The 26,063-nt window shown below is 39.4% G+C and carries 23 protein-coding genes and 1 other RNA gene; 11 read left to right on the forward strand and 13 right to left on the reverse strand.

Features of this window, described 5'->3' with window-relative positions:
• Positions 1 to 10: 10 nt before the first annotated feature.
• Positions 11 to 466, forward strand: a complete 456-nt coding sequence (locus tag DFQ12_RS23490; protein WP_120261495.1) for an ABC transporter ATPase — start codon at positions 11 to 13, stop codon at positions 464 to 466.
• A 170-nt stretch (positions 467 to 636) separates the two neighbouring features.
• Here the strand turns inward: DFQ12_RS23490 and mtgA are convergent, their stop codons facing one another.
• Complete coding sequence (gene mtgA / locus DFQ12_RS23495; RefSeq protein WP_120261496.1) at positions 637 to 1,401, reverse strand: monofunctional biosynthetic peptidoglycan transglycosylase; 765 nt, start codon at positions 1,399 to 1,401, stop codon at positions 637 to 639.
• 52 nt (positions 1,402 to 1,453) lie between these two features.
• A complete protein-coding gene (locus tag DFQ12_RS23500; protein ID WP_120261497.1) occupies positions 1,454 to 2,980 on the reverse strand; it encodes a thioredoxin-like domain-containing protein in 1,527 nt (508 codons plus the stop codon).
• Between the two features lie 144 nt (positions 2,981 to 3,124).
• On the opposite strand from DFQ12_RS23500, the gene mutS reads away from it, so the two are divergent.
• Complete coding sequence (mutS, locus tag DFQ12_RS23505; RefSeq protein WP_120261498.1) at positions 3,125 to 5,731, forward strand: DNA mismatch repair protein MutS; 2,607 nt, start codon at positions 3,125 to 3,127, stop codon at positions 5,729 to 5,731.
• Between the two features lie 220 nt (positions 5,732 to 5,951).
• Here the strand turns inward: mutS and DFQ12_RS23510 are convergent, their stop codons facing one another.
• Complete coding sequence (locus DFQ12_RS23510) at positions 5,952 to 7,109, reverse strand: hypothetical protein (protein ID WP_120261499.1); 1,158 nt, start codon at positions 7,107 to 7,109, stop codon at positions 5,952 to 5,954.
• A 95-nt stretch (positions 7,110 to 7,204) separates the two neighbouring features.
• On the opposite strand from DFQ12_RS23510, the gene DFQ12_RS23515 reads away from it, so the two are divergent.
• Both DFQ12_RS23515 and DFQ12_RS23520 read left to right on the forward strand, forming a co-directional pair.
• Complete coding sequence (locus DFQ12_RS23515; protein ID WP_120261500.1) at positions 7,205 to 7,912, forward strand: tRNA1(Val) (adenine(37)-N6)-methyltransferase; 708 nt, start codon at positions 7,205 to 7,207, stop codon at positions 7,910 to 7,912.
• Positions 7,913 to 7,915: 3 nt separating this feature from the next.
• Positions 7,916 to 8,410, forward strand: coding sequence for a metallophosphoesterase family protein (locus DFQ12_RS23520; protein WP_120261501.1), 495 nt, complete (start codon positions 7,916 to 7,918; stop codon positions 8,408 to 8,410).
• A 98-nt stretch (positions 8,411 to 8,508) separates the two neighbouring features.
• Here the strand turns inward: DFQ12_RS23520 and DFQ12_RS23525 are convergent, their stop codons facing one another.
• Positions 8,509 to 8,868, reverse strand: coding sequence for a DUF488 domain-containing protein (locus DFQ12_RS23525; protein ID WP_120261502.1), 360 nt, complete (start codon positions 8,866 to 8,868; stop codon positions 8,509 to 8,511).
• A 160-nt stretch (positions 8,869 to 9,028) separates the two neighbouring features.
• Entirely contained in the window at positions 9,029 to 9,364 is a 336-nt protein-coding gene (locus DFQ12_RS23530; protein ID WP_077437903.1) for a MerR family transcriptional regulator, read from the reverse strand.
• 296 nt (positions 9,365 to 9,660) lie between these two features.
• Here DFQ12_RS23530 and DFQ12_RS23535 point away from each other — a divergent pair, with 296 nt between their 5' ends.
• On the forward strand, positions 9,661 to 9,996 hold the full coding sequence (locus DFQ12_RS23535) for a hypothetical protein (RefSeq protein ID WP_120261503.1): 336 nt from the start codon (positions 9,661 to 9,663) through the stop codon (positions 9,994 to 9,996).
• Positions 9,997 to 10,087: 91 nt separating this feature from the next.
• Here the strand turns inward: DFQ12_RS23535 and accD are convergent, their stop codons facing one another.
• The 5 genes from accD to dprA all read right to left on the reverse strand — a co-directional run bounded on the left by accD (position 10,088) and on the right by dprA (position 14,333).
• Positions 10,088 to 10,930, reverse strand: a complete 843-nt coding sequence (gene accD, locus DFQ12_RS23540; protein ID WP_120261504.1) for an acetyl-CoA carboxylase, carboxyltransferase subunit beta — start codon at positions 10,928 to 10,930, stop codon at positions 10,088 to 10,090.
• A 225-nt stretch (positions 10,931 to 11,155) separates the two neighbouring features.
• An RNA gene (gene ffs, locus DFQ12_RS23545) (signal recognition particle sRNA small type) lies at positions 11,156 to 11,253 on the reverse strand.
• 150 nt (positions 11,254 to 11,403) lie between these two features.
• Entirely contained in the window at positions 11,404 to 11,631 is a 228-nt protein-coding gene (locus DFQ12_RS23550) for a DUF6814 family protein (protein WP_104384975.1), read from the reverse strand.
• Positions 11,624 to 13,126: an MFS transporter gene (locus tag DFQ12_RS23555; protein ID WP_120261505.1), complete on the reverse strand. Its 1,503-nt coding sequence runs from the start codon at positions 13,124 to 13,126 to the stop codon at positions 11,624 to 11,626. Before DFQ12_RS23555 ends, DFQ12_RS23550 begins: the two co-directional genes overlap by 8 nt.
• A gap of 85 nt (positions 13,127 to 13,211) precedes the next feature.
• A complete protein-coding gene (gene dprA, locus DFQ12_RS23560) occupies positions 13,212 to 14,333 on the reverse strand; it encodes a DNA-processing protein DprA (protein WP_120261506.1) in 1,122 nt (373 codons plus the stop codon).
• 379 nt (positions 14,334 to 14,712) lie between these two features.
• Here dprA and DFQ12_RS23565 point away from each other — a divergent pair, with 379 nt between their 5' ends.
• Both DFQ12_RS23565 and DFQ12_RS23570 read left to right on the forward strand, forming a co-directional pair.
• The gene (locus DFQ12_RS23565) at positions 14,713 to 14,946 is read left to right on the forward strand and encodes a hypothetical protein (protein ID WP_120261507.1); all 234 of its coding nucleotides are present in this window, start codon (positions 14,713 to 14,715) and stop codon (positions 14,944 to 14,946) included.
• Between the two features lie 77 nt (positions 14,947 to 15,023).
• Entirely contained in the window at positions 15,024 to 15,614 is a 591-nt protein-coding gene (locus DFQ12_RS23570; RefSeq protein WP_120261508.1) for a hypothetical protein, read from the forward strand.
• Here DFQ12_RS23570 and rsmG read toward each other — a convergent pair whose 3' ends face one another.
• Both rsmG and DFQ12_RS23580 read right to left on the reverse strand, forming a co-directional pair.
• On the reverse strand, positions 15,615 to 16,250 hold the full coding sequence (gene rsmG, locus DFQ12_RS23575) for a 16S rRNA (guanine(527)-N(7))-methyltransferase RsmG (RefSeq protein WP_120261509.1): 636 nt from the start codon (positions 16,248 to 16,250) through the stop codon (positions 15,615 to 15,617). It abuts the gene before it with no gap.
• Between the two features lie 22 nt (positions 16,251 to 16,272).
• Complete coding sequence (locus DFQ12_RS23580) at positions 16,273 to 17,436, reverse strand: glycosyltransferase (protein ID WP_244211833.1); 1,164 nt, start codon at positions 17,434 to 17,436, stop codon at positions 16,273 to 16,275.
• A 223-nt stretch (positions 17,437 to 17,659) separates the two neighbouring features.
• Between DFQ12_RS23580 and tgt the strand changes: the two genes are divergently transcribed.
• From tgt to DFQ12_RS23595, 3 genes are all read left to right on the forward strand, one after another.
• Positions 17,660 to 18,790, forward strand: a complete 1,131-nt coding sequence (gene tgt / locus DFQ12_RS23585) for a tRNA guanosine(34) transglycosylase Tgt (protein WP_120261511.1) — start codon at positions 17,660 to 17,662, stop codon at positions 18,788 to 18,790.
• A gap of 79 nt (positions 18,791 to 18,869) precedes the next feature.
• Positions 18,870 to 19,967, forward strand: coding sequence for an LptF/LptG family permease (locus DFQ12_RS23590; RefSeq protein WP_120261512.1), 1,098 nt, complete (start codon positions 18,870 to 18,872; stop codon positions 19,965 to 19,967).
• A 110-nt stretch (positions 19,968 to 20,077) separates the two neighbouring features.
• Positions 20,078 to 20,989 (forward strand): DMT family transporter, encoded by a 912-nt coding sequence (locus tag DFQ12_RS23595; RefSeq protein ID WP_120261513.1) that lies wholly within the window; start codon positions 20,078 to 20,080, stop codon positions 20,987 to 20,989.
• A gap of 141 nt (positions 20,990 to 21,130) precedes the next feature.
• Here DFQ12_RS23595 and DFQ12_RS23600 read toward each other — a convergent pair whose 3' ends face one another.
• Entirely contained in the window at positions 21,131 to 24,178 is a 3,048-nt protein-coding gene (locus DFQ12_RS23600; protein WP_120261514.1) for a VIT domain-containing protein, read from the reverse strand.
• Positions 24,179 to 24,640: 462 nt separating this feature from the next.
• Between DFQ12_RS23600 and DFQ12_RS23605 the strand changes: the two genes are divergently transcribed.
• A complete protein-coding gene (locus DFQ12_RS23605; RefSeq protein ID WP_120261515.1) occupies positions 24,641 to 25,939 on the forward strand; it encodes an esterase-like activity of phytase family protein in 1,299 nt (432 codons plus the stop codon).
• The last annotated feature ends 124 nt before the right edge of the window (positions 25,940 to 26,063 follow it).

Below are 26,063 nucleotides of genomic sequence, written 5' to 3' on the forward strand. Positions count from 1 at the left end.
GAGTGTACTTATGAAACGTATTTGGATTTATCAGGCTGACCGTATACTTTCGGTTGAAGAAGGCGAGCAAATTTCGGTGGAACTGGCCGCTTTTGCTGAACAGTGGAAGGTTCATGGAAAACCTTTGTCTGCTTCAGCTGAGCTTCGTGATCATCTTTTTATTATCCTAAAGGTTGACGAGGATGTTGCTGCCGCTTCAGGTTGTTCTGTAGATAGTTCTGTTCGTTTTTTGAAAGGTATAGAAGAAAAGTACGGGGTTCAACTCTTCGATCGTATGCAATTTGCATATAAATCGACTAACGGTGTCGCAGTAGTCAACCGTTCGGGTTTTGAAAGGTTATTGGCTGCAGGTGAGATAGATGATAACACGCTTGTGTTTGATAATACCATTACTTACGAGCACCAATTGGATAATGCTTGGGTGGTTCCTTTTAAGGAGAGCTGGCACAAAAGATTATTTGCATAGCAGAAAATAACAACATAAAAAAAACGCCATTTCATCAATGGCGTTTTTTTTATGTTGTTAGGAGATAGCGATGAATCATAAGATAAATGAAGTGATCTGCATTTTATCTTCTGCTGCGCCAAATCACTGAAATCTCCATATTTAACGCTAGGATCCAATAGGGGTTGTTACTATTCCGGAATGGTATAATGATGCATATATTTTGCGATTGCATTTGCTCTTCTGTTGACATAAGAAGAAGGATTACGGGCATCCCATTCGCGGGGATTTGGCAAGATCGCAATAATCAGTGCGGCCTGTTTTTTGGAAAGATTACTTCCTGTTTTGCTAAAGTAATATGCTGCAGCTGCATCTGCTCCATAAACTCCTTGTCCCATTTCAATGACATTAAGATAGACTTCAAGAATACGTTTTTTACTCCAAAATGTTTCAATTAAAACAGTAAAATAAGTCTCGAAACCTTTTCTTAACCAGGAGCGTCCTGGCCATAGAAAGACGTTCTTGGCGACCTGTTGACTGATTGTACTTCCGCCACGCAGTTTTTTGCCTTGTGCATTTTTCTTGATGGCATTTTGGATACCTTTGAGGTCAAAACCCCAGTGGGTCATAAAATGAGCATCTTCTCCTGCAATGGCCGCTAGTTTTAAATTGTCCGAAAGTTCGTCGTAACTCAACCAATTTTTTTCCAATTTAAACCCTTTTCCCTGTTCCTTAAGTTCAAAACCACGTTGAATCATTAACCAAGTAATGGGGGGATTAATGAACCTTAAGCTAATTACCCAAAAAAGACTAATACCGATAAAATAAAGAACAACTCTGCTTATGATGCGGAGAATGGGCGATTTGATAGATTTCAACGGATTGAAGGAAACTTTCTTAAAGGTATTTTTTTGTTTGCTGGCTGTATTTTGCTTACCAGATCTTTTGATGGCCATATCATTACAAAATTTGTGCAAACATAACATCAAAAAGTTATACTTCCATGCATTACCTCATCATTTCTTTTAATTTTTCCAAAGTCACACCATTCATCCAAGATATAGCTTTTGTATCTATTTCGCCATTTGGTTTTATAACAACATATGTTGGAAATCCGGAACGATTAAATAAAGTGAATAGTTCACTAATCACAGTATTTCCGACAAACAGATGTGTACCCGGCTGTTCTAGTTCTGCTACTTTGTTGACCCATTTTTGTTGATCAGAGGATGCGTCGGTACATAGATAAATAAATTCTACAGGAAGTTTTGCTTCTTTTGCTTGGTTATGTAGCTTTTTGCCATAGGGCATCTGGTCAAGACAGGGCCCACACCATGTCGCCCATATATCTAATAAAACTAGTTTATTTGGATATTTTGCTTTTATGGTTTGAATCAGTTCGGCACCACTTTTCGTGTTGTTCACTAATAATGTAGCATCAAAGGGGAGCTCCTTTATTAAGGTGCCAAAAGAGGTCTGCTTCGATTCAGTAGGAGCGGAGTCTATTATATCTTTCATTTTTGCCTGTTTGGCTGTTAAATTTTTTATTTCAATACGAAGGTTTTCTTTGGCCCATGTGCTCTTTAATTTTGGTAGGATGATACTATAGATAGCATTTTGTGATTGAATATCTCCATCCTTGAATCTTAGGTTGACGATATCCGCATAGTTTTCTGGGAAAATTTTGGAAATATATTCGGATACTTTTACAAAATCTCCACGACTTTTGTTGTCTGGATAGAGCAAAACTCTGGAATAGGTATTTAACATGTGAAGATAGTTGCCGGTTTCATTTGACACAGAATATATCGGAACTAGTATTTCCTCAATAGTTTCTTTTTTAATTCTATTGCTTAAATAGTAACTCAACAGCTTATACGTATACTCTGCATCGGTCGCTGCATCAATTAACGGCTTAAAGGTTGTATTATACGCTTTATAAAAGGCGGTATTTGTATTTCTTTGAATCGTAAATAATGAGTCTAATTTTTGCTGAAAGCGCGGGTCCTTTGCTTCAAGCTTTTGTAGGGGTTTATAAAAATCGGGATTATGTTTTTTATCAAATAAGGTATATTCATTCATCTGTCGATTTACTTCAGCATCTTTTCCAGCGAAGGAAATGCCATCACCGATCATGTAAACGTTTTTCTTCTTCAGCTTTTCTAAATCAAAGATAAGTTCTAAACCGTCTTGAAGGTAAAGACAGGTATAGACGTAGTCACCCAAGCTAAACCAGACCTGCTGATAGGGAAGGTTATGCGTTTGTCTAAATTCGAAAGTGCCATCAGCGCTCAATGGTATCGTTGCTTTACTTTGATGAGGTCCTATCAAATTGACGATACTGTACTGGATTTGGATTTTGGATAGATCTTCCTGACTTGCATTTAAGATTTTACCGGTCACTTTCGCCGGTTGCTTCTTATTCAATTGGTCATAGGATTTATCCGTTAGAGAAAGTGGCTCGAAATTCTTTTGTGCATAAAGCATACATGGCAGCCATAGTGGAAGCAATAAAGCAATAATATAGACTTTCATAATAAGTGGTTTATATGTAAGTCAAATATATTAATTTAAAAAAATCGAGTCCTCTTAATTAATGTTAAAATTTGTTCGATATAGTAATTTGTCAAAGCGACGATATTATCCTATTTTTACGCTTCACAAATTTGATTTTAGAAGTTGGCAAAAGAAAAGAAAGTAACTCCGTTAATGCAGCAGTATAATGCGATCAAGATCAAGTATCCTGGGGCGTTATTGTTGTTCCGTGTTGGCGATTTTTACGAGACATTTGGTGAGGATGCAATCAAGGCGGCTCAGATTTTGGGTATCGTTTTGACCAAGCGAGGGAATGGTTCGGAATCAGAAACAGCTTTAGCGGGGTTTCCGCATCATTCTCTGGAGACTTATCTCCCTAAATTGGTGCGTGCAGGTCAACGGGTAGCAATCTGTGATCAGCTGGAGGATCCCAAAACGACCAAGACAATCGTTAAACGCGGTGTCACCGAATTGGTTACTCCGGGTGTCTCTTACAATGATAATATTGTTCAACAGAAATCGAATAATTATCTCGCTTCTATTTTTACGGATAAGGATAAGATCGGAATTGCTTTTTTGGATATTTCGACGGGTGAATTTCTGGTTGCTCAGGGAAGTACATCTTATATTGATAAATTACTTCAGGGCTTCAAACCTACTGAAATTATTTTGCCGAAGAAACAGAGCAAGGATTTTATCGAGCAATTCGGGGCACATTATTACACTTATTTTTTGGATGAGTGGCCTTATACCGGAGATTATGCTGCCGAAGCATTGTTAAAGCACTTTGAAGTGGCTTCGCTGAAAGGCTTTGGTGTGGACCGGATGTCAGCTGGCATCGTTGCTGCTGGGGTTGCGCTACATTACCTTAATGAGACGGAGCATCGCAATCTACAACATATCTCTACGCTTTCGCGGATCGAAGAGGACCGGTTTATGTGGCTCGATCGATTTACGATCCGTAATCTGGAACTGATCGGTTCCATGAATGAAAATGCTGTTACGCTATCAGATGTCCTCGATCATACAGCCAGTCCAATGGGGGCTCGGCTACTCAAGCGCTGGATCGTCATGCCATTGAAAGATAAAAAGGGTATCCAGGAACGTTTGGATGTCGTGGATTTCTTTTTTAACAACCGTGAACTGCGGGACGACCTGATCGGCCAGATCAAGCAAGTTGGTGACCTGGAACGGTTGATATCAAAAATTGGACTCCAAAAAGCCAATCCCAGAGAGATCGTCCAATTGAAACGCGCTTTGCACGCTATTGAAAAGCTCAAGGAATTGACTGACCGTAAGGACGCGCAGTCTTTGGCCCTGATATCTGATCAATTGGACGCCTGCGTGGCGATTCGTGAACGGATTGAGCAGCAATTGCAGGCAGAACCTCCTGTAGCAATCAATAAAGGTAGCGTAATCGCTGCGGGAGTTGATGCTGAACTGGATCGTCTTCGAAAGATTTCTTTTGGTGGTAAAGATTATTTGCTGGAAATCCAAAAGAGGGAAGCTGAATTGACGGGTATTCCATCTTTAAAAATAGCATTTAACAATGTCTTTGGTTATTATCTTGAAGTAACCAATACGCATAAAGACAAGGTTCCAACAACATGGATACGTAAGCAGACTTTGGTGAATGCCGAACGATATATCACAGAGGAACTCAAAGAATATGAGGAGCAGATTCTTGGTGCGGAGGAAAAGATCCAGGCATTGGAAAATAGATTGTATGCCGAACTATTGGTTGCCATTGCGGAATATATCAAACCGGTTCAGCTAAATGCACAACTTATTGCGAAGTTGGATGTTTTACTCAACTTTGCCATCGTCGCCGAGAAAAACTACTACGTTAAACCGGTAATTAGCGATAGCAAGATTTTGGATATCAAGGGCGGACGTCATCCTGTTATCGAAAAAAATCTACCCATAGGGGAGGACTATATTACTAACGATACTTATCTTGATCCGAAAGCGCAGCAGATTATTATTATTACTGGTCCCAATATGGCCGGTAAATCGGCCCTGCTCCGTCAGACTGGCTTGATCGTGTTGATGGCGCAGATCGGTTGTTTTGTACCAGCCAAGGAAGCTAAAATAGGCTTGGTGGATAAGATATTCACCCGTGTTGGGGCCTCAGATAACCTTTCTTCCGGTGAATCTACATTTATGGTGGAGATGAACGAAACAGCCAGTATCATGAACAATCTTTCTGATCGGAGTTTGATCCTTTTGGACGAAATTGGACGTGGAACAAGTACTTATGATGGAATTTCAATCGCTTGGGCGATAGCGGAATATTTGCATAATCATCCTGCCGCTAAAGCGAAGACCCTCTTTGCAACACACTACCATGAATTGAATGAGCTGTCAACTTCGCTTGACCGTATCAAAAATTATAATGTAACCGTAAAGGAGGTCAATAATAAAGTGATCTTTTTGCGTAAACTGGTACCAGGGGGATCCGAGCATAGTTTTGGTATCCATGTTGCCAAGCTGGCGGGGATGCCGCCAAAGTTGTTGAACCGTGCTAATCAGATTTTAAAACGATTGGAACAGGAACGTACTGGCGGTGAGCAGATCAAAGATAGTATGCGTAAGATTCAGAAACAGGCTTATCAGTTGCAGATGTTCTCTATCGATGACCCTGTTTTAAATAAAATCCGGGATATGTTGAATAACTTGGATGTTAACTCGCTGACCCCTGTGGAAGCATTGATGAAACTGGATGAAATCCAGCGTTTGTTAAAAAATTAAGGAGTGATATAGCCGCTTGAGTAAATACCATTCATTTAGCATGAACCATTGTTGTCGCTAAATGAATGGTATTTTTTTTCGAATTGTCTTTTTTTTATTGATTCGTATTTTTCATTAAGGTATCAATGAACTCGCTATGCCCGGTTTACTGATCAGAAAGAACTTTCAGTACATTTTCATTGCTATTGGTCTCGTGACAGTACGATCGTTTTATTTTAGACTAAAATCTGAAAAAGACTTCTACACTTCCATAGTTTGATTGTATCGGTGTCAGGACCTTGCTGCTTGCGTCATAAGGTGCATAGTGATAACCAAGTTCAATACCGACATATTTCTTATTCTTCATCTGAAAAAGAGAAGCAAAACCTAATCCCAAGTGTACATTGTTAATGGTTACCATGCGATCGTTGTAGCCTCCTTCATAATAGTAACCGTCTGGGTCATAATATCCGTCTGAATAAATACTTTCGGTAATACCAGTATCTGTAATATCTATTCCTAATATCCCCTTGGGAATCAGAATACATTTTTCATTATCAAAAATTTTGTATCCAACAGCACCACCTATAAATCCCGTTGCGGAAGAATTGACTGTAACATTGGACCCTTCATAATTATAGTCGATATTTCTATCATTTGAATTGATCCGTACTTTGAAACCGCCCTCGAAGATAAATTTACGTTCCAATGAACTCATGAACATAAACCCGAAGGTGACATTGCTGCCAAAGATCTTATTCGAACCACTTAAGGGACTCATTACACCGACCAAAGGGACATAACCTAATTTGGATTTACTTCTGTTCCCATAGGTTTTAGGAGGGCTAACAGGTCTTTCAGCATTTTGGGAATAATCTTGATCTACTTGCCCATTTTCCGGAGTGTCCGTGTCAGCAAATAGGTGAAGAATATCTATTTCATCATTATTGAGCTTATAATTGTCTGATGATAAAAGTGCCTTGGCTCTGATCTTGATTAAATTATCCAAGGGATGTCGCAAGGGGTAGAAATTGTATTTTTCTTTATTTTGTTCATACTGAGCCATAAAGTCATCCTGGTCGGCTGCATCTAAGCGTTGAACAAATGTCTTATCCAATTGATTGTTGATATAACGTTCAATTTCAGCGGAACTATTCTTTTTTTCGATAATAAGCAGAAGAATCCGCAAACGTTGGCCAAATTCTGTTACACCACAACTGGCTTGTAGTGTATTTAATAATGGTTCGATTTTGTCGAATTCGTTACTGTTCAGTGAATTTGTTAGGAAGGGGAGGATTTCTGCGGTGTGTTTTTCACATGTTTCTTGTGCCCATACCTTTTGTGTCGCAGGGAAACAGATTAATAGGAATACTGCAAAAATGAACTGACGGATCATCATGGCTTATGGATTTATCAGAGACTAAATTAACAAATTAATTGTATGATGCCGCCGTTATTTTGCAGCAAACATTCCAAAAGTTTTATCTTTGGCTCATGGCGTCAATATTTCGATTTAAACAATTTGAAGTTGATCAATCCAATTGTGCGATGAAGATCAATACGGATGGGGTATTGCTGGCATCATTGGTTGATACAAAGGGTGCAAAGCGTGTGTTGGATGTGGGTACCGGTACTGGCGTGATTGCCCTCATGTTGGCTCAGCGCTTGATAGATAGCCACATAGAGGCTGTAGAAATAGATGCGTTGGCCGCAGAGATGGCGAGCAGAAACTTCAGTAATTCGATTTTTGGGAGCCGTCTTGTATTGCATGCTAAGTCATTTCAACAATTGCGAACAGGCGAGCACTACGATCTGATTGTATCGAATCCTCCTTTTTACACAGATTCGTTGCATAACCCAGATGCGCGGAAGAAATTGGCCCGGCACAGTGATCTAGACTTTTTCCGTGAACTGCTGCACTTCGCGTCGTTGCATTTAACTTCCGGGGGTAAACTCGTTTTGATTCTCCCTACGCAACTTGCAGAAACCCTAACCGCACTGGCGATTGATCATGGATTGCATTGTACTGCTGAAATTCAGATAAGATCATTCGATGGGGATCCTGTTATTCGGAAGATTGTGACCTTTGGGCGTCTGCAAATAACAGCGATTGATCAAGCTGAATTTGTGATTTATCAATCTAAGGGTGTTTACTCGGAATCATACAAGAATGCCTTGGCGCCTTATTTTTTAGCTTTCTAAACTATGACAAAAATTGGACTTCTTTCGGATACACATTCTTATTTAGATGAATCTGTATTCAAGTACTTTGCTGATTGTGATGAAATTTGGCATGCAGGGGATTTTGGCGATGCTAATGTAGCAGATCAATTGGAAGCTTTTAAGCCTTTGCGTGGGGTATATGGAAATATAGATGGAAGAGATCTGCGGTTACGTTTTCCCGAAGATTTGCGGTTTACCTGTGAGGAGGTAGAGGTTTTTATGACCCATATTGGTGGTTACCCTGGCAAATATGCAGCACGGATAAAGGCGGAGTTAATAGCAAATCCACCTAAGTTGTTTATCACAGGACACTCCCATATTCTCAAAGTTGTGTTTGACCCGAAAATCAGTTGTCTTCATCTCAATCCCGGAGCTGCAGGAAAACATGGTTGGCATAAAGTAAGGACACTCATGCGCTTTGAGATCAATAAAGATAAGATCGAAAACCTGGAAGTTATTGAACTCAATGAGAGATAGCCAATAAAAGATCTATTTAAAGACTTCTATAGATCAGATTTTATTTGCCAGAAAAATTGCTGCCGTTAGCCCAATGCAGCAATCCGTAAGCATATCGATTACATCGTCAATTGAAGGTCCTGTAGATATTGCTGCAAAACTGTGGCATGTGTGTGTATTTTGTTGTTAGCTGCATACAGCAATGTGGTGACGGTTTGTTGCCTATGTGCTTCCAGCCATTTTTTTCCAAAGTCCTGCTGATCGAGCTCTTCTCTATATTTTTTTGCAAAATCATGCCATAGATCTGGGTTTTGGTGAAACCAGATGCGGAGCTCTGAGGAAGGGGATAGGTCTTTATTCCATTCAGACAAACTGGCTTTTTCTTTGGTCATTCCACGTGGCCAAAGCCTGTCAATAAGCATACGATAACCATCATCGGGTGACGGTAGATCGTAAATCCTTTTTATAACGATCTTCATGGGCTTGCTTTTTATAGATTATATTACACAATGGATTACAATACTATAAATATATGATTTTAAGTGAAAAGCAGAAGTCGTTTTATTTCGTGTTCTTTCTTGATAGTAATCAATCTTCGGGATACAGTAGTCAGTCGTAGGGCAGCGTATCTTTGATTGCTTATAAGGAATCACGTACTTCCAGAAGAAAGCTTTTTAGCCGCTCTAAAGAGTCCACTACGCGTTGATTTTCTTTTGCCTCGGATTTATTGTCACGGAGATAGTCTCTTGCACCTTGTAGGGTATATCCTTTTTCTTTTACTAAATTGAAGATGATTTTGAGGTTTGCGATATCCTCCTGCGTAAAGAGACGATTGCCCTTTTTATTTTTCTTGGGTTGAAGAATATCAAATTCACGCTCATAAAAACGTATCTGGGATGCATTTACATCAAACATCTCTGTCACTTCTCCCATTGTATAATACAATTTATTTATTTCACGCTCTTTGTACGGCATATCTTCGCAATTAATCTATAGCAAACTTAATAAAAATTCCAGTTCAAAAAGAAATTTTGCGACCTCTTATTTTAGTTCAGGAGGAAATAGAGCTATGAAAATGAGTCGTTAATAACGAATTGTTGTCTGATTCCGAACAGATTTTTTAAAGTGATGAACATCTCTTGTATGCCTTATCGCAGGGGCTGTAAACCTTGAGTCTATGATGTTGCTATTTGTACACGATGGTTTGCATTGTAAATGAAGGCTAAATTAGTTAAGTTTGGATAGGTTTGAAACCTATTTTGATCGATCGTATGATTATAGTTAGCAAGTTTTGGACAAATTTATTCTCTTTTGGTAAAGCTAATGCGATTACTATCTTTCCTATTATATTTCTAAAATACGGCTTTTTTAAAGATAATAGGGTTTTAATCCGTCATGAGCGCATCCATCTGCGCCAGGCATTGGAATTGGGAGTTGTGTTTTTCTACCTTTGGTATTTGTGTGAATTTGCGATCCGTTTTGCTCGCTTGCGCGATTTTGATCAGGCCTATCTCCATATTTCTTTCGAGCGAGAAGCTTATCGTCACGAAGATGATCCCGATTACTTGTCAAAAAGGAAGATCTGGGCATTTTGGCATCACTTATAAATATTGTGGATCCGGAAATAATTAGAGCATAAAAAAGCTCTTAAAATATATTTTAAGAGCTTTTTTATATTTAGCTTTCCTTTTGTCCGTTTTATCCGACCAATTTGAGATAAGTAGCTACTTTGTCTTTTAATTGTCTACGGTCAACAATAAAGTCCAAAAATCCATGTTCAAGGACAAACTCGGATGTTTGGAATCCTTTTGGAAGATCTTTTTTGATTGTTTCTTTAATAACACGAGGGCCCGCAAATCCGATCAATGCGCCCGGTTCAGCAATGTTGACATCGCCTAGCATCGCATAGGATGCAGTAACACCACCTGTTGTTGGATCCGTCAATAGACAAACATAAGGAAGTCCTGCCTGCGCCAACAAAGCTAATTTAGCTGAAGTTTTTGCCATTTGCATCAAAGAGAATGCAGCTTCCATCATACGCGCACCACCTGATTTTGAAATCAACATAAATGGAATTTTATGTTCAATACAGTAATCAATCGAACGTGCAATTTTTTCTCCTACAACAGATCCCATTGATCCACCAATGAAGCTAAAGTCCATACAAGCGATCACGATGTCTTTGCCATTCATTTTTCCGTGACCTGAGCGTATTGCATCTTTCAGACCTGTTTTTGCTTGACTTTCTTTTAAGCGTTCAGGGTATGGTTTTGAATCGAAGAATTCCAGTGGATCACCAGAATTTAGATTAGGGAATAGTTCAGTAAATTCGTTATTGTCAAATAAAATTGAAAAATATTCTTTGGAGCCAATTCTTAAATGATGGTCACAATATTGACAAACATAGTCGTTTTCTACTTGTTCAAGATGCAACAACGGCTTTTTACAAGTGGGACACTTGTTCCACATGCCATCTGGTGCTTCTTTTTTATTAGCGGTAGCTGTGCTAATACCAGCTTTTTCTCTTTTAAACCAACTCATACGATAGTTCTTATTCGATTACAAACTTAGATAAAAATGCTTTTATATACAATTATAATTGTGTTGAATGTAAATGGCAGTAAATCAATAGATTTGTCAAAAAAGCTTACTTGTTAATATTCCGATGTATAATAATAGACCAGTTTAGAACGCAAATTGTTTTGTTAAAAAAGGGGCTGAAGTCAGGTTAAGAAGGAGGATTGAACCAAAAATTTAGGCACAAAAAAAGGGTAAGCTACTCCTATCGCACCGCTCAACCAAATACCCTTGCTTTGTTCCCAACCTGGGGGAGTCAATGGGAGCTGGTCGTAGAAGACTTACCCGCCACAAAAGTAGAAAAAAAAATAGTTTTAGGAAAGAAAAAATGCCTTTTTATTCTAGGGTGCTGATTCTCATTAGAATAAATTGTTCGGGGGGCCATCTTGCCGGCATAAATAATCCATTAAGATGGCCATAAAGTATTTTTTAACGCGCTACATCTTCTTTCTGTCATACTCGCCCAACAAAGAATAGTATCCAAACAGACCCAAACCGAGGGAAATGATCGGCGTTAAGATACAGAGTATAATAATACCAAAGACCAGATCCTCTTGGTGCCCTGTTGAAATCTTGGGTAATGCCAGTTCAAAAATGGAAAAGTATGCGGTGTATATGGCCAAAAGGATCCATACAATACCAAGAAGCTTTTTTAGATTATTCATGGTTTGGAGGTGTTGATTTGTTGTTGATATATAGACTGCCAATGATAAAGCAGACGGCGGCTATAATGATGGGATATCCTAATCCCGCTAAATAGAATTGTGGGGTATTGGAAGCTTCAGCATTTGTGGTGAGGTAAGTGGAAACTGCGGGTAGGAGCCCCCCGAATATACCATTACCGACATGGTAGGGCAAGGACATGGAGGTATATCTGATTTTTACGGGAAATAGTTCGACCAAAAATGCTGCTATAGGTCCATATACCATGGTAATATAGATCACCTGAATAAATATAAGGGCAACGAGTAGGATATAATTTTTACCGGCCAAATGGGTGGTTGTTTTAATCGTTTCTTTTCCTTTAAGCTCTCCTGTCTGATGCAGTATTTTTGAACTGGTCATTTCTGTTCCATCGTCATATTGACTTTTGGTTACGGTCACAATGGCTGAATTTTGTTCGGTGCCAGGTGTTGTTGTTTCGTTTAATTTTGTTTTCTGTTGAACATTCGATAGCTGGTACATGGATTCGTAGATTGGACGGTAGGTCAGCACGGCAAGGAGCATGCCGCCCAACATGATCCATTTACGGCCGACTTTGTCACTAAGCCATCCAAAGACGACAAAGAAAGGAGTGCCTAGCAGCAGTGCAATACCTAAAATGGTATCAGCCTGATCGGACTGGAGATGCATGACTGTTTTCATGAAACTCATGGAATAGAATTGACCGGTGTACCAAACGACACCTTGTCCCATCGCTGCACCAAATAGGGCTAATAACACAAACTTGAGGTTATAGCGATTTCCGAAGCTCTCTTTTAATGGATTTGTACTTGTCTTCCCTTCAGCTTTGGCTTTGCTAAATTCGGGTGATTCCTTCATCTTCTTACGGATGAGATATGATACGTAGACCATAACTAATGAGAGCAGAAAAGGGACGCGCCAGCCCCAACTGTCAAACTGTGTTTCACTCAGAAAACTTTTGGTTAAAAGAATCACCACGAGGGATATAAATAGGCCAAATGTAGCTGTTGTCTGTATCCAAGATGTCCAATAACCGCGTTGTCCCACTGGCGCATGTTCTGCAACATAGGTGGCTGCACCACCATATTCACCCCCCAAAGCTAGTCCTTGTAAAAGACGCAGGATCAGGACAATTAAAGGTGCCCAAAAACCGATGCTTGCATAGCTTGGGATACAGCCGATCAAAAATGTTGCACCACCCATGAGCATCAGTGTCACCATAAAGGTGTATTTGCGTCCTATAATATCGCCTAATCGACCAAAAAACAAGGCACCGAAAGGGCGTACGACAAATCCAGCGGCAAAGGTGGCCAATGTAGACAGAAAAGCTGCTGTCGGATTGTCGGAGGGGAAAAACTTGGTTGATATTACGATGGAGAGGCTTCCGAAAATAAAAAAATCATACCATTCAATAAGTGTCCCCATGGAAGAGGCTCCGATGACTTTCCAGATGCTCTTTGTACTGTTGTCGTTCATTAATAATTGGTTTAGTGTTATGTTTGCTTTCTGTAGAAATATAATTGTATTATTTAAAATTTTGTAGTGGTAACCTCCAAATAATTTATTTGGTTGCTACGACAGGTTGTCCAAGCGATTTATAGACTTTTCCGGGCAACGAATGGATCAGTGACTGCATTTCCAATTCCAATAGGACCAGCGCCAATTTACTCTGCGGCCATTGAAGCTGGTCGATCATCTGATTAAGCTCCAGTTGACCTGTTGCATGAATGAGGTTAAAAAGGCGCTCTTGATCCTTATCCAACTTAAAGGGAAGTGTTAATTGTTGGTTGGCTTCATTTTTTTTACTGATTTCCCAATTCATCAGATATTCGAGATCCTGAACATGCCTGATCATATGTGCGCGATTTGTTTTGATCAGATAGTTGGTTCCTTCACTGCTCTTTTCGTAAATGGATCCCGGAAAGGCACATACATCTCTATTATAGCTATTTGCTATTTCGGCTGTGATCAAAGCTCCACCTTTGATTGCTGCTTCTACAACAATTGTAACATCAGCCATTCCAGCGATAATCCGATTACGCATGGGGAAATTAACCCGTTCAGGTATGGTTTCAGATGTAAATTCGGTTAATAAGCCGCCATGTTCGAGCATCTTTGATGCTAGCTCACGGTGCGATGCGGGGTATATCCGATCCAATCCATGTCCGAGCACTGCAACCGTTGGTATGTTATTCTTTAGGGCGTTGCGATGTGCTAATGCATCAATGCCATATGCGAGACCGCTGACAATCAGAAGATCTTTATTTTCATTTAAGCCCTGCATAAAGTCTTCGCATAGCTGTTGCCCATAATGTGTTGCATGTCTCGTCCCAACGATACTGATCACTTTTGTTGAGTTGAGTGCGGCATGTCCCTTGTAATATAACATGAGGGGAGCATCATCACATTGTTTGAGTCGATCGGGATAGTCCTTATCTTCGATCCATAAGGCTTTGATGCGATGTTTATCAATAAAAGCGAGTTCTTTTTCACAGGCTTCCAGGTATGTTTTGTTGCGTATTGCGTCTGCAATTGATTCCCGTACTCCGGGGATTTGCATCAGATCTTTTTTTGAATAGGAAAAGAAATCCGCTAAGCTATCACTATGGGCTATGATACTACGGGCTGTTCTAGGGCCAATGCCCTTGATCTTAGTCAAAGCTATGGGATAGATTAGTTTCATAATTGGGTACTTTAAATATAGTGAAAAATTATAAATCTTGCATGACTTTTCATTAGAATAAGCAATTCGTGTTGAAGGTTGTTTTTAACAACATGTATAATCTTTAATTGGATGAAAGCACAACAGAAATAGGCTGGACCATAATATACCTTGGGTTTGGTGCTACAAATGAGCTGGCAGGTCGTGCATAGTTTCTGTACCGCACCTTTCATATTATTGCCGCTGGCTAATGATTTTTTGAGCTGGAATGTCCATTTGTCTTATTGCTGTTGGGATAATAATAATCTGTGAACTTTCTTTTATGAGGAAGAAATTGAGGTCCTGTTTGGAAAGAATGTGCCGGATTTGGTAGCTTTGCTTGATTAACAATATTTTTAGCATGGAAATGAAAGAACCTTTTGATATCGAGTTAGGTGAAGTGATTTATTCTGTTTTTCCGGAAGAGGAAGATACCTATGTTGTCTTTAAAGATGGAACGGAATATGTAAAAATTATTAAGGATACAGATACCACTTGGTTGAAACTGAATCCTGAAACTGAGTTGCCAATGTTCGGCATGGACGAAGAGGTTAACCTGATCGGTGAGGAGATCAAAAAAGAACTGGGGCAATAAGTCGCATAAGTTAAAGATCGTTAAAGTCATTTCGGCCTTATTTCCTGTTGATTATCTTCGGGTAATCAATTATAGATATGGCACGTATTGGTTTCCTATTTTTAATCGCTTTTTGTGTTTATTTGGCTTCTGATCGGCCGGTTTTTGCTCAGCCTGTAGAATTCATTTTGCAGGATACCGTAAAAAAGAAAAATGGAAAGGATACACTCCGATTAGATACAATCCAGGTTAAACGTAAAAATAGCCTGGCAGAGGACAAGCTTAACGAAAAAAAAGAGACTTACAAATCCATTTACGCCTTAGGGGATAGCAAGGAGATGGTTAACTTGCCCAAGAAAGGTGGGGTAGGGCTGAGTATTAATAAGCTTTATAATAAGTTAAGTCGAAAAGGGCGGAATGCGAGAAAGCTTCAGCGACAGTTTGAAAAGGAATACCAACAGGATCTGATTCGGGAAGAATGGCATCCGCTGACGAAGGAATACAGTAAGTTGTCCGGAGATTCGTTGCGCAAATTTAGGATATATTATGAACCCACTATAAAGTGGTTTCGTGAGCATGATCGGTATGAGAAGATCGCTTATATACATAAGTGCTTAACATATTATCTAGATTCTGTAGACATTATCCATAGGCGACTTCAGTTTCCTATGGGTAATGCAAAACTTTAACTACATAGGTACATATACCAAATATTTTGTATCGAAGAAGTCTTCCTTAAAGTAACTCGATAGTGGGTGCAATTCGGCTTTTAATTTTGATTCTTTGATTTCTTCACTTAGGTCACCACCTTTGAGGTAGAGGATCCCGTTTGGAATTCCGTTTTTGTCTTTTTTTGCAAATTTGTTTCGGATCCAAGGTGTAAAATCTCCGAGTCTGGTTACAGCCCGTGAAATAACGAAGTCGTATTTGTCGTCTAATTGTTCAGCACGAATATGATCGGCTTCTACATTTTTAAGTCCTAATGCTGCTGCGACCTCACGAACTACTTTGATTTTTTTTCCGATCGAATCCACTAAATGAAACTTAACTTCTGGAAACAGGATCGCCATGGGAATACCCGGGAAACCACCACCGGTTCCGACATCTAAAACCTGTGTTCCTGGGGCTAACTCTTGCACAAATTTGGCAATACCCAATGAATGTAATACATGATGAAGGTATAGACTATCGATGTCCTTACGTGAAATTACATTGATCTGGCTATTCCATAAAGTGTAGAGGTCTGCAAGTTTTGCAAACTGTTCTTTCTGTATATCCGTTAATTTCGGAAAGTAGGCGTAGATGATATCGACTGTAGGATTCAAAATGTGATGTTTTAAAGGTGAATTATTTCCAGCTTATTTTTTTCTTTTTTCGGCTGAACAAACCATTGATGCAAATATAGAAATAGTAGATGAAGTCTACCAAAGGAAGCCACCAAATCAGCTCTTTCACTTCAAGTTTCTTGTAAATAGATGTAAAAACGGCCCATTGGGCGAATAGTCTCAGCAAGTAAGCTGTAAGGGGAACGTACCAAAAAGTAGGAAATGCAATAGTAGCAGCAATCAGGGTCAGGTAAAATAATACCGCAGAAACTAGTTGCGTTCCCAACATGCGTTGATGGCGTTTTTTATAGATGGTGGATGCCCCAGAATGTCTCGCTTTTTGTTTATAATAACTTTTCCAGGTCGTTTTGGGAGCTGAGTAAACAATAGCAGCTGGTGCAAGGGCGATATTGACATTTATTGCTGTTGCATTTTGATTGACAAAAAGATCGTCATCACCAGATTTAATATGCATGTGTGCTGCAAATCCTTTATTTCGAAAGAAGAGATCTTTTTTGTAGGCCATGTTTCGACCAACGCCCATATAAGCATCTCCTTTGAGTGCATAGGAGAGGTAACTCATAGCAGTATGGCTTGTTTCGAACCGGATTAAGAGATTGAGTAGACCTCTTTTCTTAAAATAGGGGGAATAGCCCAGTACGATTTCGGTCTCGGGTCTAAAGGCAGAAGCAATTTCTTTCAACCATTGATCAGATTGAGGTGCGCAATCCGCATCGGTAAATACCAAAGTCTCATATTTCGAAGCTTTGATCCCCATGCTCACAGCGAATTTTTTACCATGTTTCAACCGGATATGCTCTTTGATATCGACAATCTTTAAATGAGCATATTGCTCATCAAATTCCTGAAGCACCCAAGGCGTTTCGTCCGTAGAAAAATCATTTACGACATTGACCTCGAAATTGGGATAATCTTGATTTAGGATACTGGGCAAAAATTCCCTGAGATTGTCCTGCTCATTGTGCGCGCAGATAATGACGGATAATGGAGGAAGATCGGTTTCTGTTTGATGCAGTTCAATTTGATACCTGCTCAATTTGCTGTAAACAAATAAGATGTAATATAATTGTGCCAATAGGAAAAGACCTAATATCCCAAATATGATATATGGAAGATTGGCCAAAAATACATGTAGGTCAAGCATAGCCCACAAAGATAAGCGCATTCATAATCTTTTTATAAAGGAAAATGATAATTTATTCCTGAAACATCCTGTTTGCAAATCTTTTTATAGTATTTTTGCAACATATTTTAGGAAAAGACGGGCGTAAACATATCCGTACGCGGAACCTTATTTCCGTTACGAAAAACAGTCTTACTGGCGTTATGAAAGAACATGCGCAGAAATCTGTCTACTGGAATATAATTAGTCACAGAGGAAAATATTAATGAAATTTACGCTACAAGCACAAGATACACTATCAAAAGCACGTGCGGGTGTTGTCGAAACTGCACACGGTCCCATTCAAACTCCAATTTTTATGCCTGTTGGCACCGCTGGTACGGTGAAAGCCATTCATCAGCATGAGTTGAAAAATGATATTGAAGCACAGATTATTTTAGGTAATACCTATCATCTTTATCTGCGCCCAGGATTGGATGTACTGAATAAGGCCGGAGGGTTACATAAGTTTAATGGTTGGGATCGTCCGATCTTGACGGATTCTGGCGGTTATCAAGTATACTCATTGACAGAGGTGCGTAAGATTAAGGAAGAGGGAGTTACTTTCCGTTCGCACATTGATGGTTCAAAACATCTTTTTACTCCAGAAAATGTGATGGATACGCAGCGTATTATTGGTGCGGATATCATTATGGCATTTGATGAATGTACACCTTATCCATGTGATTATGGTTATGCACGTCGTTCTTTGGATATGACCCATCGCTGGTTGAAACGCTGTGTAGATCGTTTTGATAGCACTGATCCCCTTTATGGATATGATCAGACATTATTTCCTATTGTGCAGGGATCAGTTTATAAAGATTTAAGGATAAAATCCGCAGAAACAATAGCATCCTTTAATCGGGATGGAAATGCAATTGGTGGATTATCCGTGGGTGAGCCGGCAGAGGAAATGTACGCGATGACCGAAGTGGTTTGTGATATTTTACCGCAAGAAAAACCACGTTATTTAATGGGGGTGGGTACTCCTGTAAATATCCTGGAAAATATCGCTCTGGGGGTTGATATGTTTGACTGTGTAATGCCAACGCGTAATGCGCGTAATGGTATGTTGTTTACACAAAATGGTATCATCAACATCAAAAATGAAAAATGGAAGGATGATTTTTCGCCTATTGAAGCTGAAAGTGATTTACATACAGATCAATTCTATTCAAAGGCTTATTTAAGACATCTGATAAAATCACAGGAAATTTTGGGAGCGCAAATCGCTTCATTACACAATTTACATTTTTATCTTTGGTTGGTCAATCAAGCCCGTGAGAAAATCATAGATGGTACATTCTATGACTGGAAAAATAAAATGGTGAAAATTTTGGATCAACGTTTGTAATAGAGTCACATAAAAAAAATATAGATAAAGTATGTACGTCATAGGCTTACAGAAGTAGAGTTTCAAATCTCTTATCTTAATGCTCAAATCTAAAAATATGCTTTCGTTAATCGATCGTTACATCATCAAAAAGTACCTGACAACATTTGTGTTCACGATGGCCATATTCACCGTGGTTATGGTTGTTTTCGATGTGTCTGAAAGATTGGATGACTTTCTGAAATATAAGGCACCTTTAGATAAGATTATCTTTGAGTATTACGCTGGATTTATTCCATTCTATCTTAATTTTCTCTGCCCACTGATCAATTTTATCGCGGTTATCTTTTTTACCTCAAAAATGGCGGATCAGACGGAGATTGTTCCGATATTAAGTGCGGGATACAGTTTCAACCGTTTGCTACGACCTTATATGATAGCTGCAACATTGATCTTTATCGTTTCTTTGGTGTTCAATATTTTTATTATTCCGCATACCAATAAAATGAAGGTGGATTTTGAGAACATCTATGTGAAGCCATTGAAAGATAATTCTCGTGTCTCAACGCATATGCAACTGGATAAAAACAGCTATGTGTATATTGATAATTTTGATAATACAACCAAGACTGGTTATGGTTTTGTATTGGAGATTTTCAAAGGGGATACATTGAAGGAAAAGATGATGGCTGACCGTATCACATGGGATTCCGTAGCGACAAAATGGAAAATTGAGGGATACACCAATCGTGTTATTAACGGACTACATGAGCGAATGGACAAAGGAACGGTCAAAGATACGACTTTGGACATGAAACCATCGGATTTTGAATTACGGGATAATATGTTTACTGCAATGGATACCCGTGAACTCAATATTCGTATTCATAAAGAGGAAACAAGGGGGACTGGGGTGATGAATGATCTGCTGCTGGAGAAATATAAACGTTATGTTTATCCATTCTCCGCTTTTGTTTTAACCTTAATGGGTGTGGCCCTTTCTTCCAAAAAGGTTAGAGGGGGGATTGGTTTAAGTTTGGGTATCGGAATCGGCTTAAGTTTTACATATATTGTTTTTATTCAATTTGCGACCATGTTTTCGCTGAAAGGAGGATTACCGCCATTGGTTGCGGTATTGATCCCTAATGTGACTTTCTTGTTGGTGGCAATTTATCTGACGATAAAAGCTCCAAAATAATTCCTATTCATATCATTATTAGCTTAAGCAGTTTATAACAAAGGGAAAAAATAAGTGCTGCTCCTAATCGTTTTCATTGCCATTACAAAATAATTTATATTCTATTGAATATGTCTAAAATTCAACTAAATCGGAATATTCTAATTCTGCATTTAACAATCCTTATCTGGGGGTTTACAGGGATCTTGGGTAGCCTCATTTCTGTTTCTGCTATTCACCTGGTTTGGTATCGCGTGGCGATAGCATCTATTTCCTTGTTGGTCTATTTTCTGGTGACTAAACAATCGATATTGGTTTCTAGAAAGCAGTTTATTCAGTTTTTTATGGTGGGGGCGGTTGTCGGTTTACACTGGGTTTTGTTTTTCTATTCCATTAAGGTATCTACCGTCTCGGTAACGCTGGTCACATTATCTTCGGTGACATTGTTTACGGCCATATTGGAGCCTATTGTGAACAAAAAACGTATCGCATTATTGGATATTGTCGTCGGTTTGGTGATTATTGTAGGGATTTATACCATATTTTCGTTTGAGACACATTATCTGGTTGGTCTATTGGCTGGCCTTGGTTGCGCTTTCTGTGCAAGTATATTTTCTATTGCCAATGCAAGAATGGTCAAGAAATCCAGTCCAACGCTGATCACATTTTATGAAATGCTAGGAGCATGTTTTTGGATCAGTATACTTATGTTGTTTACAGGAGATTTTAACGCTGAGATGAAGTTGGGACAGCAGGATCTGATTTATTTATTATTATTAGGCGTAGTTTGTACAGCGGTTGCCTATGTGATGGGGGTCGCAGTCATGAAGGAATTATCCGCTTTTACTGTTGCATTAACCACTAATCTGGAGCCTGTATATGGTATACTTTTAGCCATGTTGATCTTTGGCCAGAAGGAAACGATGAGTGGTGGATTTTATCTAGGAGCTTGTATCGTTCTTGGTGCTGTGTTTACCTATCCTTATGTGAAGACTAAACTGGAGAAAAGACAAAAAGAGCTTATCATCCGCAAATTGCACTAAAGATTACTGAGGTGTCCAGCAAAGCTGGACACCTTTTTTCTTTCACTCTGCTCGTACTCTCTTGCAGTTCTATTTCAACTATTCAATTCGGAGAGGGTTTGCTCTTTTTGAATCTCTCAGTAATCCTTTCTTTCGGGTGAACTAAAACACAAATTCGCCCACTAATATATTTCTTTCTTTGTCACGGTCAAGGTAGATTGTGGTGAGTTTACGTTCCTGTCTTCCTGAACTATAATAGGTGAAGATTTCAGCTAAGACAGCCGCAGGGCCAGCCAGAGTCAAGGAGCTATCGTTATAGAAATCAGCTTCTATTTTATATTTCCCTTTCAATGCTTTTTTTAATAAGAATTGTTCTGGACCGTAACCTCCCGTAAAGTCATTGCTTAATCGACCTCCAATTGCTGTTGCGGGGTTGCTGTAAAAGCATTTTTCTCCATTTGGATCTGTGACCCAGAGATCAATATCGGTATTTTGGGAATTCCAATTGAGGACTACCCGTATGTCAACAGGTAGGTCAGCGACAAGTTTCTTTTCCACAGCAGCTTTAGCTGTTGCACTTTTCTGGAGTTTGATAAGGTTGTTGATCTCCATCACAAGGATTTCTTCAATGCCATCGTCCCGATTGGCGGCCTCGGGTGAATAACTTTGTGTCAAAATGCCATAAAGTTGTTCTAGGGCTTCTTTGTACTGACCTTTATCTTGTAATGCCAGGGCATAATCACGATGACTTTGCGGATCCATTGGACGCCATTTTAGTACTTTAGTGGTTATATATAATGCATTGTCAACATCTCCCCATTCCCGGAGCTTGTAGGAAATGGTCTTGTAAAGATCTGCATTTTCAATTTGCAGGTCTGCCAACGCACTTAGGATAAGTAAAGCCTTTTGCCTATCTCCCTTTTTGAAAAAGAAGTTGGCAACATCGAAATAGAAGGTAGGTGTTCCCATATACTGATCCCGTAGCTGAAGATAGCTTTTGTAAGGATCTTTGGATTGATTGAGCTCCTTTAGGTAAGCATTGTCTTCCTTAATTTCGGGAATACTTATTTTGCCGGTTGTGCTGCCGAGGGTACTGGTGGGTTGTACTCCAGCAACGCGTCCTTCTAGTGCTTGAACAGCATTTACAGTAACGGATTCTTTAAGTGCGTCCTTGGATGAGATATCCTCTAGTACCACTTCGCTGGCTGTTGCGTTGGCAACTCTTGAATTGGCTGCCGCATACACGCGCTCGTCACTAGCCCTTTCTGCTGATCTGTATTCCACGGCCGGCGGTGTGGCCACTGGACTTGCAGAGGGACGGGATGGCATTGGGGTAACAGCGATATTTACAGTGGGAGCGTCTTGGACAATAGCTGTATCAGTAGACCGACCTGACCGATCCCGTTGTGGATATTTCGTTTTTTGCTGAAAGTCGGTATTCCACCAAGATTGAAGTTGCTCGGTGATATTCTGGGCCTGTGTCAATAAATCCGCTACGCGTTCTTCCTTTTCTATGCGCTCTTCTTTTATGAGTCGATTGAATTCGGGAAGCAACTCAGCTGGTGGCGTGATTGCATAACGTATATAATCTTCCACATTTTCCAAAACAATTAAACTGGTGTTCCGTGTCACAATGCCAAATTGTTTTCCGATTGCTTCGATTTCATCCCGATGGTCGTCGTATTGAATGTCCAGCGCATTTATTTTCTTTTGTGCCCAGATCTGTTGCAGATCGATCTCTCCATTGTCGGGTTTTAATGGAACTTTGATCTCTTTAATTATCTGTGTTCCGTCACCGACTAAAAGTGTGATTTCTTTTGCCCCACTGTCTTTGCCAAGCCCCGAGACAGAAAAATAGGATTGAACAGGTGAGCCTTTCTCCGGATAGATTTCCGTAAAAGCATATTGTTCTTTTACTCCCAAAAAGAGCAGGTCGATTGAATTTAACGCGTTATAGGCTTGAGTGATCGTTGTATTTGTCAAATTGACCATTTTCCCATAATGAGTCTGGGCAATTTGTTTGAGATTAGCATAGTCTGAGCTGGTTGAAGAGGTGATACAATAAGTAGGCTGATCAAGCACAATTTTGCCCTGGCCAAATGTAGAAAGCCCGTCACTGAAAAAGAGATAATTTGCGCCATGCAGTACTCCGCTCTTTACTTGGCTATAATCGGTTCCACCATCGTAAACTGTTTGTTTCAGTTGATTTCTCAACTCTTCCCAGTTTCCCTGACTGATCTGAAATGTCCTTGCTTTGCTGAAACGAATATCTAAATAACCTAGATCCACTGATATATTCTGATTTTCATTGAAAAACTGATCCAAGAGACTGAACTCTTTTTCCAGGTCTCTATTTTTTGAACTTAATGAACGATCCCAAATAATGGCTATGTTGTTGCCCCATTTTTTTTGCGTTTGTTTAGGTATTTCCAATTTTGCATTGGCTAGAAAGTAAAAACTGCCATTCTGGTTGAATTGTTTTAATCCTGAGACGGCGTTTTCGTTTAAAGGGAGTTTAATCGCGAGATTTTTTGAGGATTTAAACTGTTGCTTTTGTAATGTAGCAGTGTAGTTATGGTTTTGTTCAGAAAATGCCAAGGAACCATCAGGCTGCTCAGTAAAGCTTGGTTTTTTATTGCCTTGGTATACGTTGATGCTCAGCTCGACGTTTTCAATAATGGAATTATAGTTCAAAGGAAGATAATAATATAATGCCTGATCGGATTCTGGTGTTAGGTTTTCAGAATAACTAATCTGGATCGTACGTCGTCCTTTTGAGGGTAGGGGATAGATTCGGCTTCGGAAATTGTTTCCTTCTACTTTTTCAAGCAATCCGGGGTCTACTCGTCGTGTTTCTATACTTTCAAAAACTTCGGTGCCTTTATTTTTGTCCACTGGTACCGCCTGGCGTAGCTTTCCATTGATATCCAAGGCATAACCGCTAACGGAAACACCTTCAGGCATCGGGAAAGTAAGTTCCCCTTCGAGGTCCCGATTTGTCGTGTTTTCGAAAGTCATGGTCATTGATGTTTTGGCAATATTTCCAAAAATACTGACAGCCACTTTTAGGTCGACGAGTTTTACTGCATCTACGCGTTGCTCATTTTTTATTTTTAAGCTGGGTACCTCACGGCTGGCTTTTATTTGAGACTTTGTATCCACATTGGAAAATACCAAAAGGGTGAGGAGGGCTAATATGGTCTTTTTCATCCGTATAAATTATTTATAAGTGTTGGTCTCATCAGTATAAATGAGCTCGTTTCACTCGGTTTGTTTATTCATTATTCGATTTTCTCTTTAAGGCATTCATGCTGCCTTCGGCGGTTTTAATTGTGATGAAGCTATCAGATTTAATCATCGAGTGTCTGTTCTAAGCGGCATTCATGAGCTAGCTTTGCTCGGTTTGAATAAATCATGATGGTTTCATTTGAATCATTGTTTATCTGCTTGTTTCCATCAGAATTAGGGGCTGGTGTTTGACAATGGTCAATACTGTTTTTCACCTAATTCCTCTGCCTATTTTTTCTTTGATGCAGTGAAAAAGCAAATTCCATAACGGCAACCTATTTTTATTTACTATTATGATTTGGTCAGTGGATGTAAGTTATTTAAACATTTGTTAATGATTGCCTAATATGTGAGGTTTATGTTTGCGGGATAATAGAACAAATTATGAGAAAATTATACAGTGCACTGGGGATTGCTCTTTTGTGTGCTTCCTGTAGTAAGGACGATGTGTCAAAGATTATTGATCCAATTGTCAATTTAATTTATCCGGATAAGGCCGTAGCCACAGATCCAAAAGTATTGGGTACAGTTGGTGAGGTAAAGGTATATAATGGTGGATATGGATCTTCTATGGTTCAGGATCCGAATGATAAAACAGTATTTTATCTTTTGACGGATCGTGGGCCAAATATTGATGGTACAGAAAAAGATAGCAAAGTTTTTGCCAATCCTATGTTTACACCGCAGATCGGTAAATTTCGATTAAAGGATAATGTACTGGTTTTTGAATCAGCAATTGAATTAAAGAATAAAAATGGCGTAAAACTGAACGGCTTACCGAACCCTGAGGGTAAAGGTGGTTCGGGAGAGAAAGCTTTGGATACGAATGGAAAAGATTTGGGAAAAAGTGAAGACGGGATCGATTCAGAGGGATTGGCAAGAGGTGCTGACGGTTCTTGGTGGGTAAGTGATGAGTATGGTCCACATATTGTTCACTTTGATGCTTCTGGAAAGGAGATTGAGCGGATCAATCCTTGGACAACAGGAAAGAAATTACCATTGGTATTTGCTAAGCGACGCCCAAATCGTGGAATGGAAGGTCTAACGATTACGCCAGATGGCAAGACATTGGTCGGTATTATGCAATTTCCACTCTATAATCCTTCAAAAGATGCGGTGAAAAATTCTTTAGTTATCCGTATTGTAACCATGGATATCGCAACAGGAAACACCAAACAATACGCTTATATGATGGAACGCACCGATTTGCAGGCGGTAAGTGAGATTGCTGCAGTGTCTAACTCTACCTTTATTGTATTGGAGCGTGATGGTGAATATGCAACTGAGGCAACACGGGGCAAAGTGTTCAAAAAAATCTATCAAATAGATCTTGCGGGAGCAACAGATATTTCTGATCCTAATAATGGTGTTAATGGTTTGTTCCCTGGGAATGGCACAAAGACGGTCGAAGAACTAAAAGATGCTGCTACCTTGGCTAAATATAACATTAAACCTGTCACAAAAACTCTAGTTGCTGATTTAATGACCGATATCAAGGAATTATATCCGCACGACAAAGCAGAGGGTTTGGCCGTTATCAATTCATCACTTATCGCAGTTTGTAACGATGATGATTTTGGGGTTACGGGAGAGGGGACTTATAAATCGAAGATGTTACCAGCGATAAATACCGTTGATAAGAATAGCATCTACTTTATTAAATTAAAGACTCCATTAAAGTAATTATTTATTTTAGTTGTATCGAAAAAAGCCTGCTGATATATCAACAGGCTTTTTTGTGTTTGGTTGGAAAATCTAAAGCATCGACTGTCGCCTATTGGTTTACATTCCCATTGTGCAGAAGGAT

Source organism: Sphingobacterium detergens (assembly GCF_003610355.1).
Taxonomy (GTDB): Bacteria; Bacteroidota; Bacteroidia; order Sphingobacteriales; family Sphingobacteriaceae; genus Sphingobacterium; species Sphingobacterium detergens.

Excerpts from the sequence above, each read along its gene's own strand:
- DFQ12_RS23490 (WP_120261495.1), top strand. The coding sequence starts at position 11 with ATGAAACGTATTTGGATTTATCAGGCTGACCGTATACTTTCGGTTGAA.
- mtgA (WP_120261496.1), bottom strand. The coding sequence starts at position 1,401 with ATGGCCATCAAAAGATCTGGTAAGCAAAATACAGCCAGCAAACAAAAA.
- DFQ12_RS23500 (WP_120261497.1), bottom strand. The coding sequence starts at position 2,980 with ATGAAAGTCTATATTATTGCTTTATTGCTTCCACTATGGCTGCCATGT.
- DFQ12_RS23510 (WP_120261499.1), bottom strand. The coding sequence starts at position 7,109 with ATGATGATCCGTCAGTTCATTTTTGCAGTATTCCTATTAATCTGTTTC.
- DFQ12_RS23515 (WP_120261500.1), top strand. The coding sequence starts at position 7,205 with ATGGCGTCAATATTTCGATTTAAACAATTTGAAGTTGATCAATCCAAT.
- DFQ12_RS23520 (WP_120261501.1), top strand. The coding sequence starts at position 7,916 with ATGACAAAAATTGGACTTCTTTCGGATACACATTCTTATTTAGATGAA.
- DFQ12_RS23525 (WP_120261502.1), bottom strand. The coding sequence starts at position 8,868 with ATGAAGATCGTTATAAAAAGGATTTACGATCTACCGTCACCCGATGAT.
- DFQ12_RS23530 (WP_077437903.1), bottom strand. The coding sequence starts at position 9,364 with ATGCCGTACAAAGAGCGTGAAATAAATAAATTGTATTATACAATGGGA.
- DFQ12_RS23535 (WP_120261503.1), top strand. The coding sequence starts at position 9,661 with ATGATTATAGTTAGCAAGTTTTGGACAAATTTATTCTCTTTTGGTAAA.
- accD (WP_120261504.1), bottom strand. The coding sequence starts at position 10,930 with ATGAGTTGGTTTAAAAGAGAAAAAGCTGGTATTAGCACAGCTACCGCT.
- DFQ12_RS23550 (WP_104384975.1), bottom strand. The coding sequence starts at position 11,631 with ATGAATAATCTAAAAAAGCTTCTTGGTATTGTATGGATCCTTTTGGCC.
- DFQ12_RS23555 (WP_120261505.1), bottom strand. The coding sequence starts at position 13,126 with ATGAACGACAACAGTACAAAGAGCATCTGGAAAGTCATCGGAGCCTCT.
- dprA (WP_120261506.1), bottom strand. The coding sequence starts at position 14,333 with ATGAAACTAATCTATCCCATAGCTTTGACTAAGATCAAGGGCATTGGC.
- DFQ12_RS23565 (WP_120261507.1), top strand. The coding sequence starts at position 14,713 with ATGGAAATGAAAGAACCTTTTGATATCGAGTTAGGTGAAGTGATTTAT.
- DFQ12_RS23570 (WP_120261508.1), top strand. The coding sequence starts at position 15,024 with ATGGCACGTATTGGTTTCCTATTTTTAATCGCTTTTTGTGTTTATTTG.
- DFQ12_RS23580 (WP_244211833.1), bottom strand. The coding sequence starts at position 17,436 with ATGCGCTTATCTTTGTGGGCTATGCTTGACCTACATGTATTTTTGGCC.
- tgt (WP_120261511.1), top strand. The coding sequence starts at position 17,660 with ATGAAATTTACGCTACAAGCACAAGATACACTATCAAAAGCACGTGCG.
- DFQ12_RS23590 (WP_120261512.1), top strand. The coding sequence starts at position 18,870 with ATGCTCAAATCTAAAAATATGCTTTCGTTAATCGATCGTTACATCATC.
- DFQ12_RS23595 (WP_120261513.1), top strand. The coding sequence starts at position 20,078 with ATGTCTAAAATTCAACTAAATCGGAATATTCTAATTCTGCATTTAACA.
- DFQ12_RS23600 (WP_120261514.1), bottom strand. The coding sequence starts at position 24,178 with ATGAAAAAGACCATATTAGCCCTCCTCACCCTTTTGGTATTTTCCAAT.
- DFQ12_RS23605 (WP_120261515.1), top strand. The coding sequence starts at position 24,641 with ATGAGAAAATTATACAGTGCACTGGGGATTGCTCTTTTGTGTGCTTCC.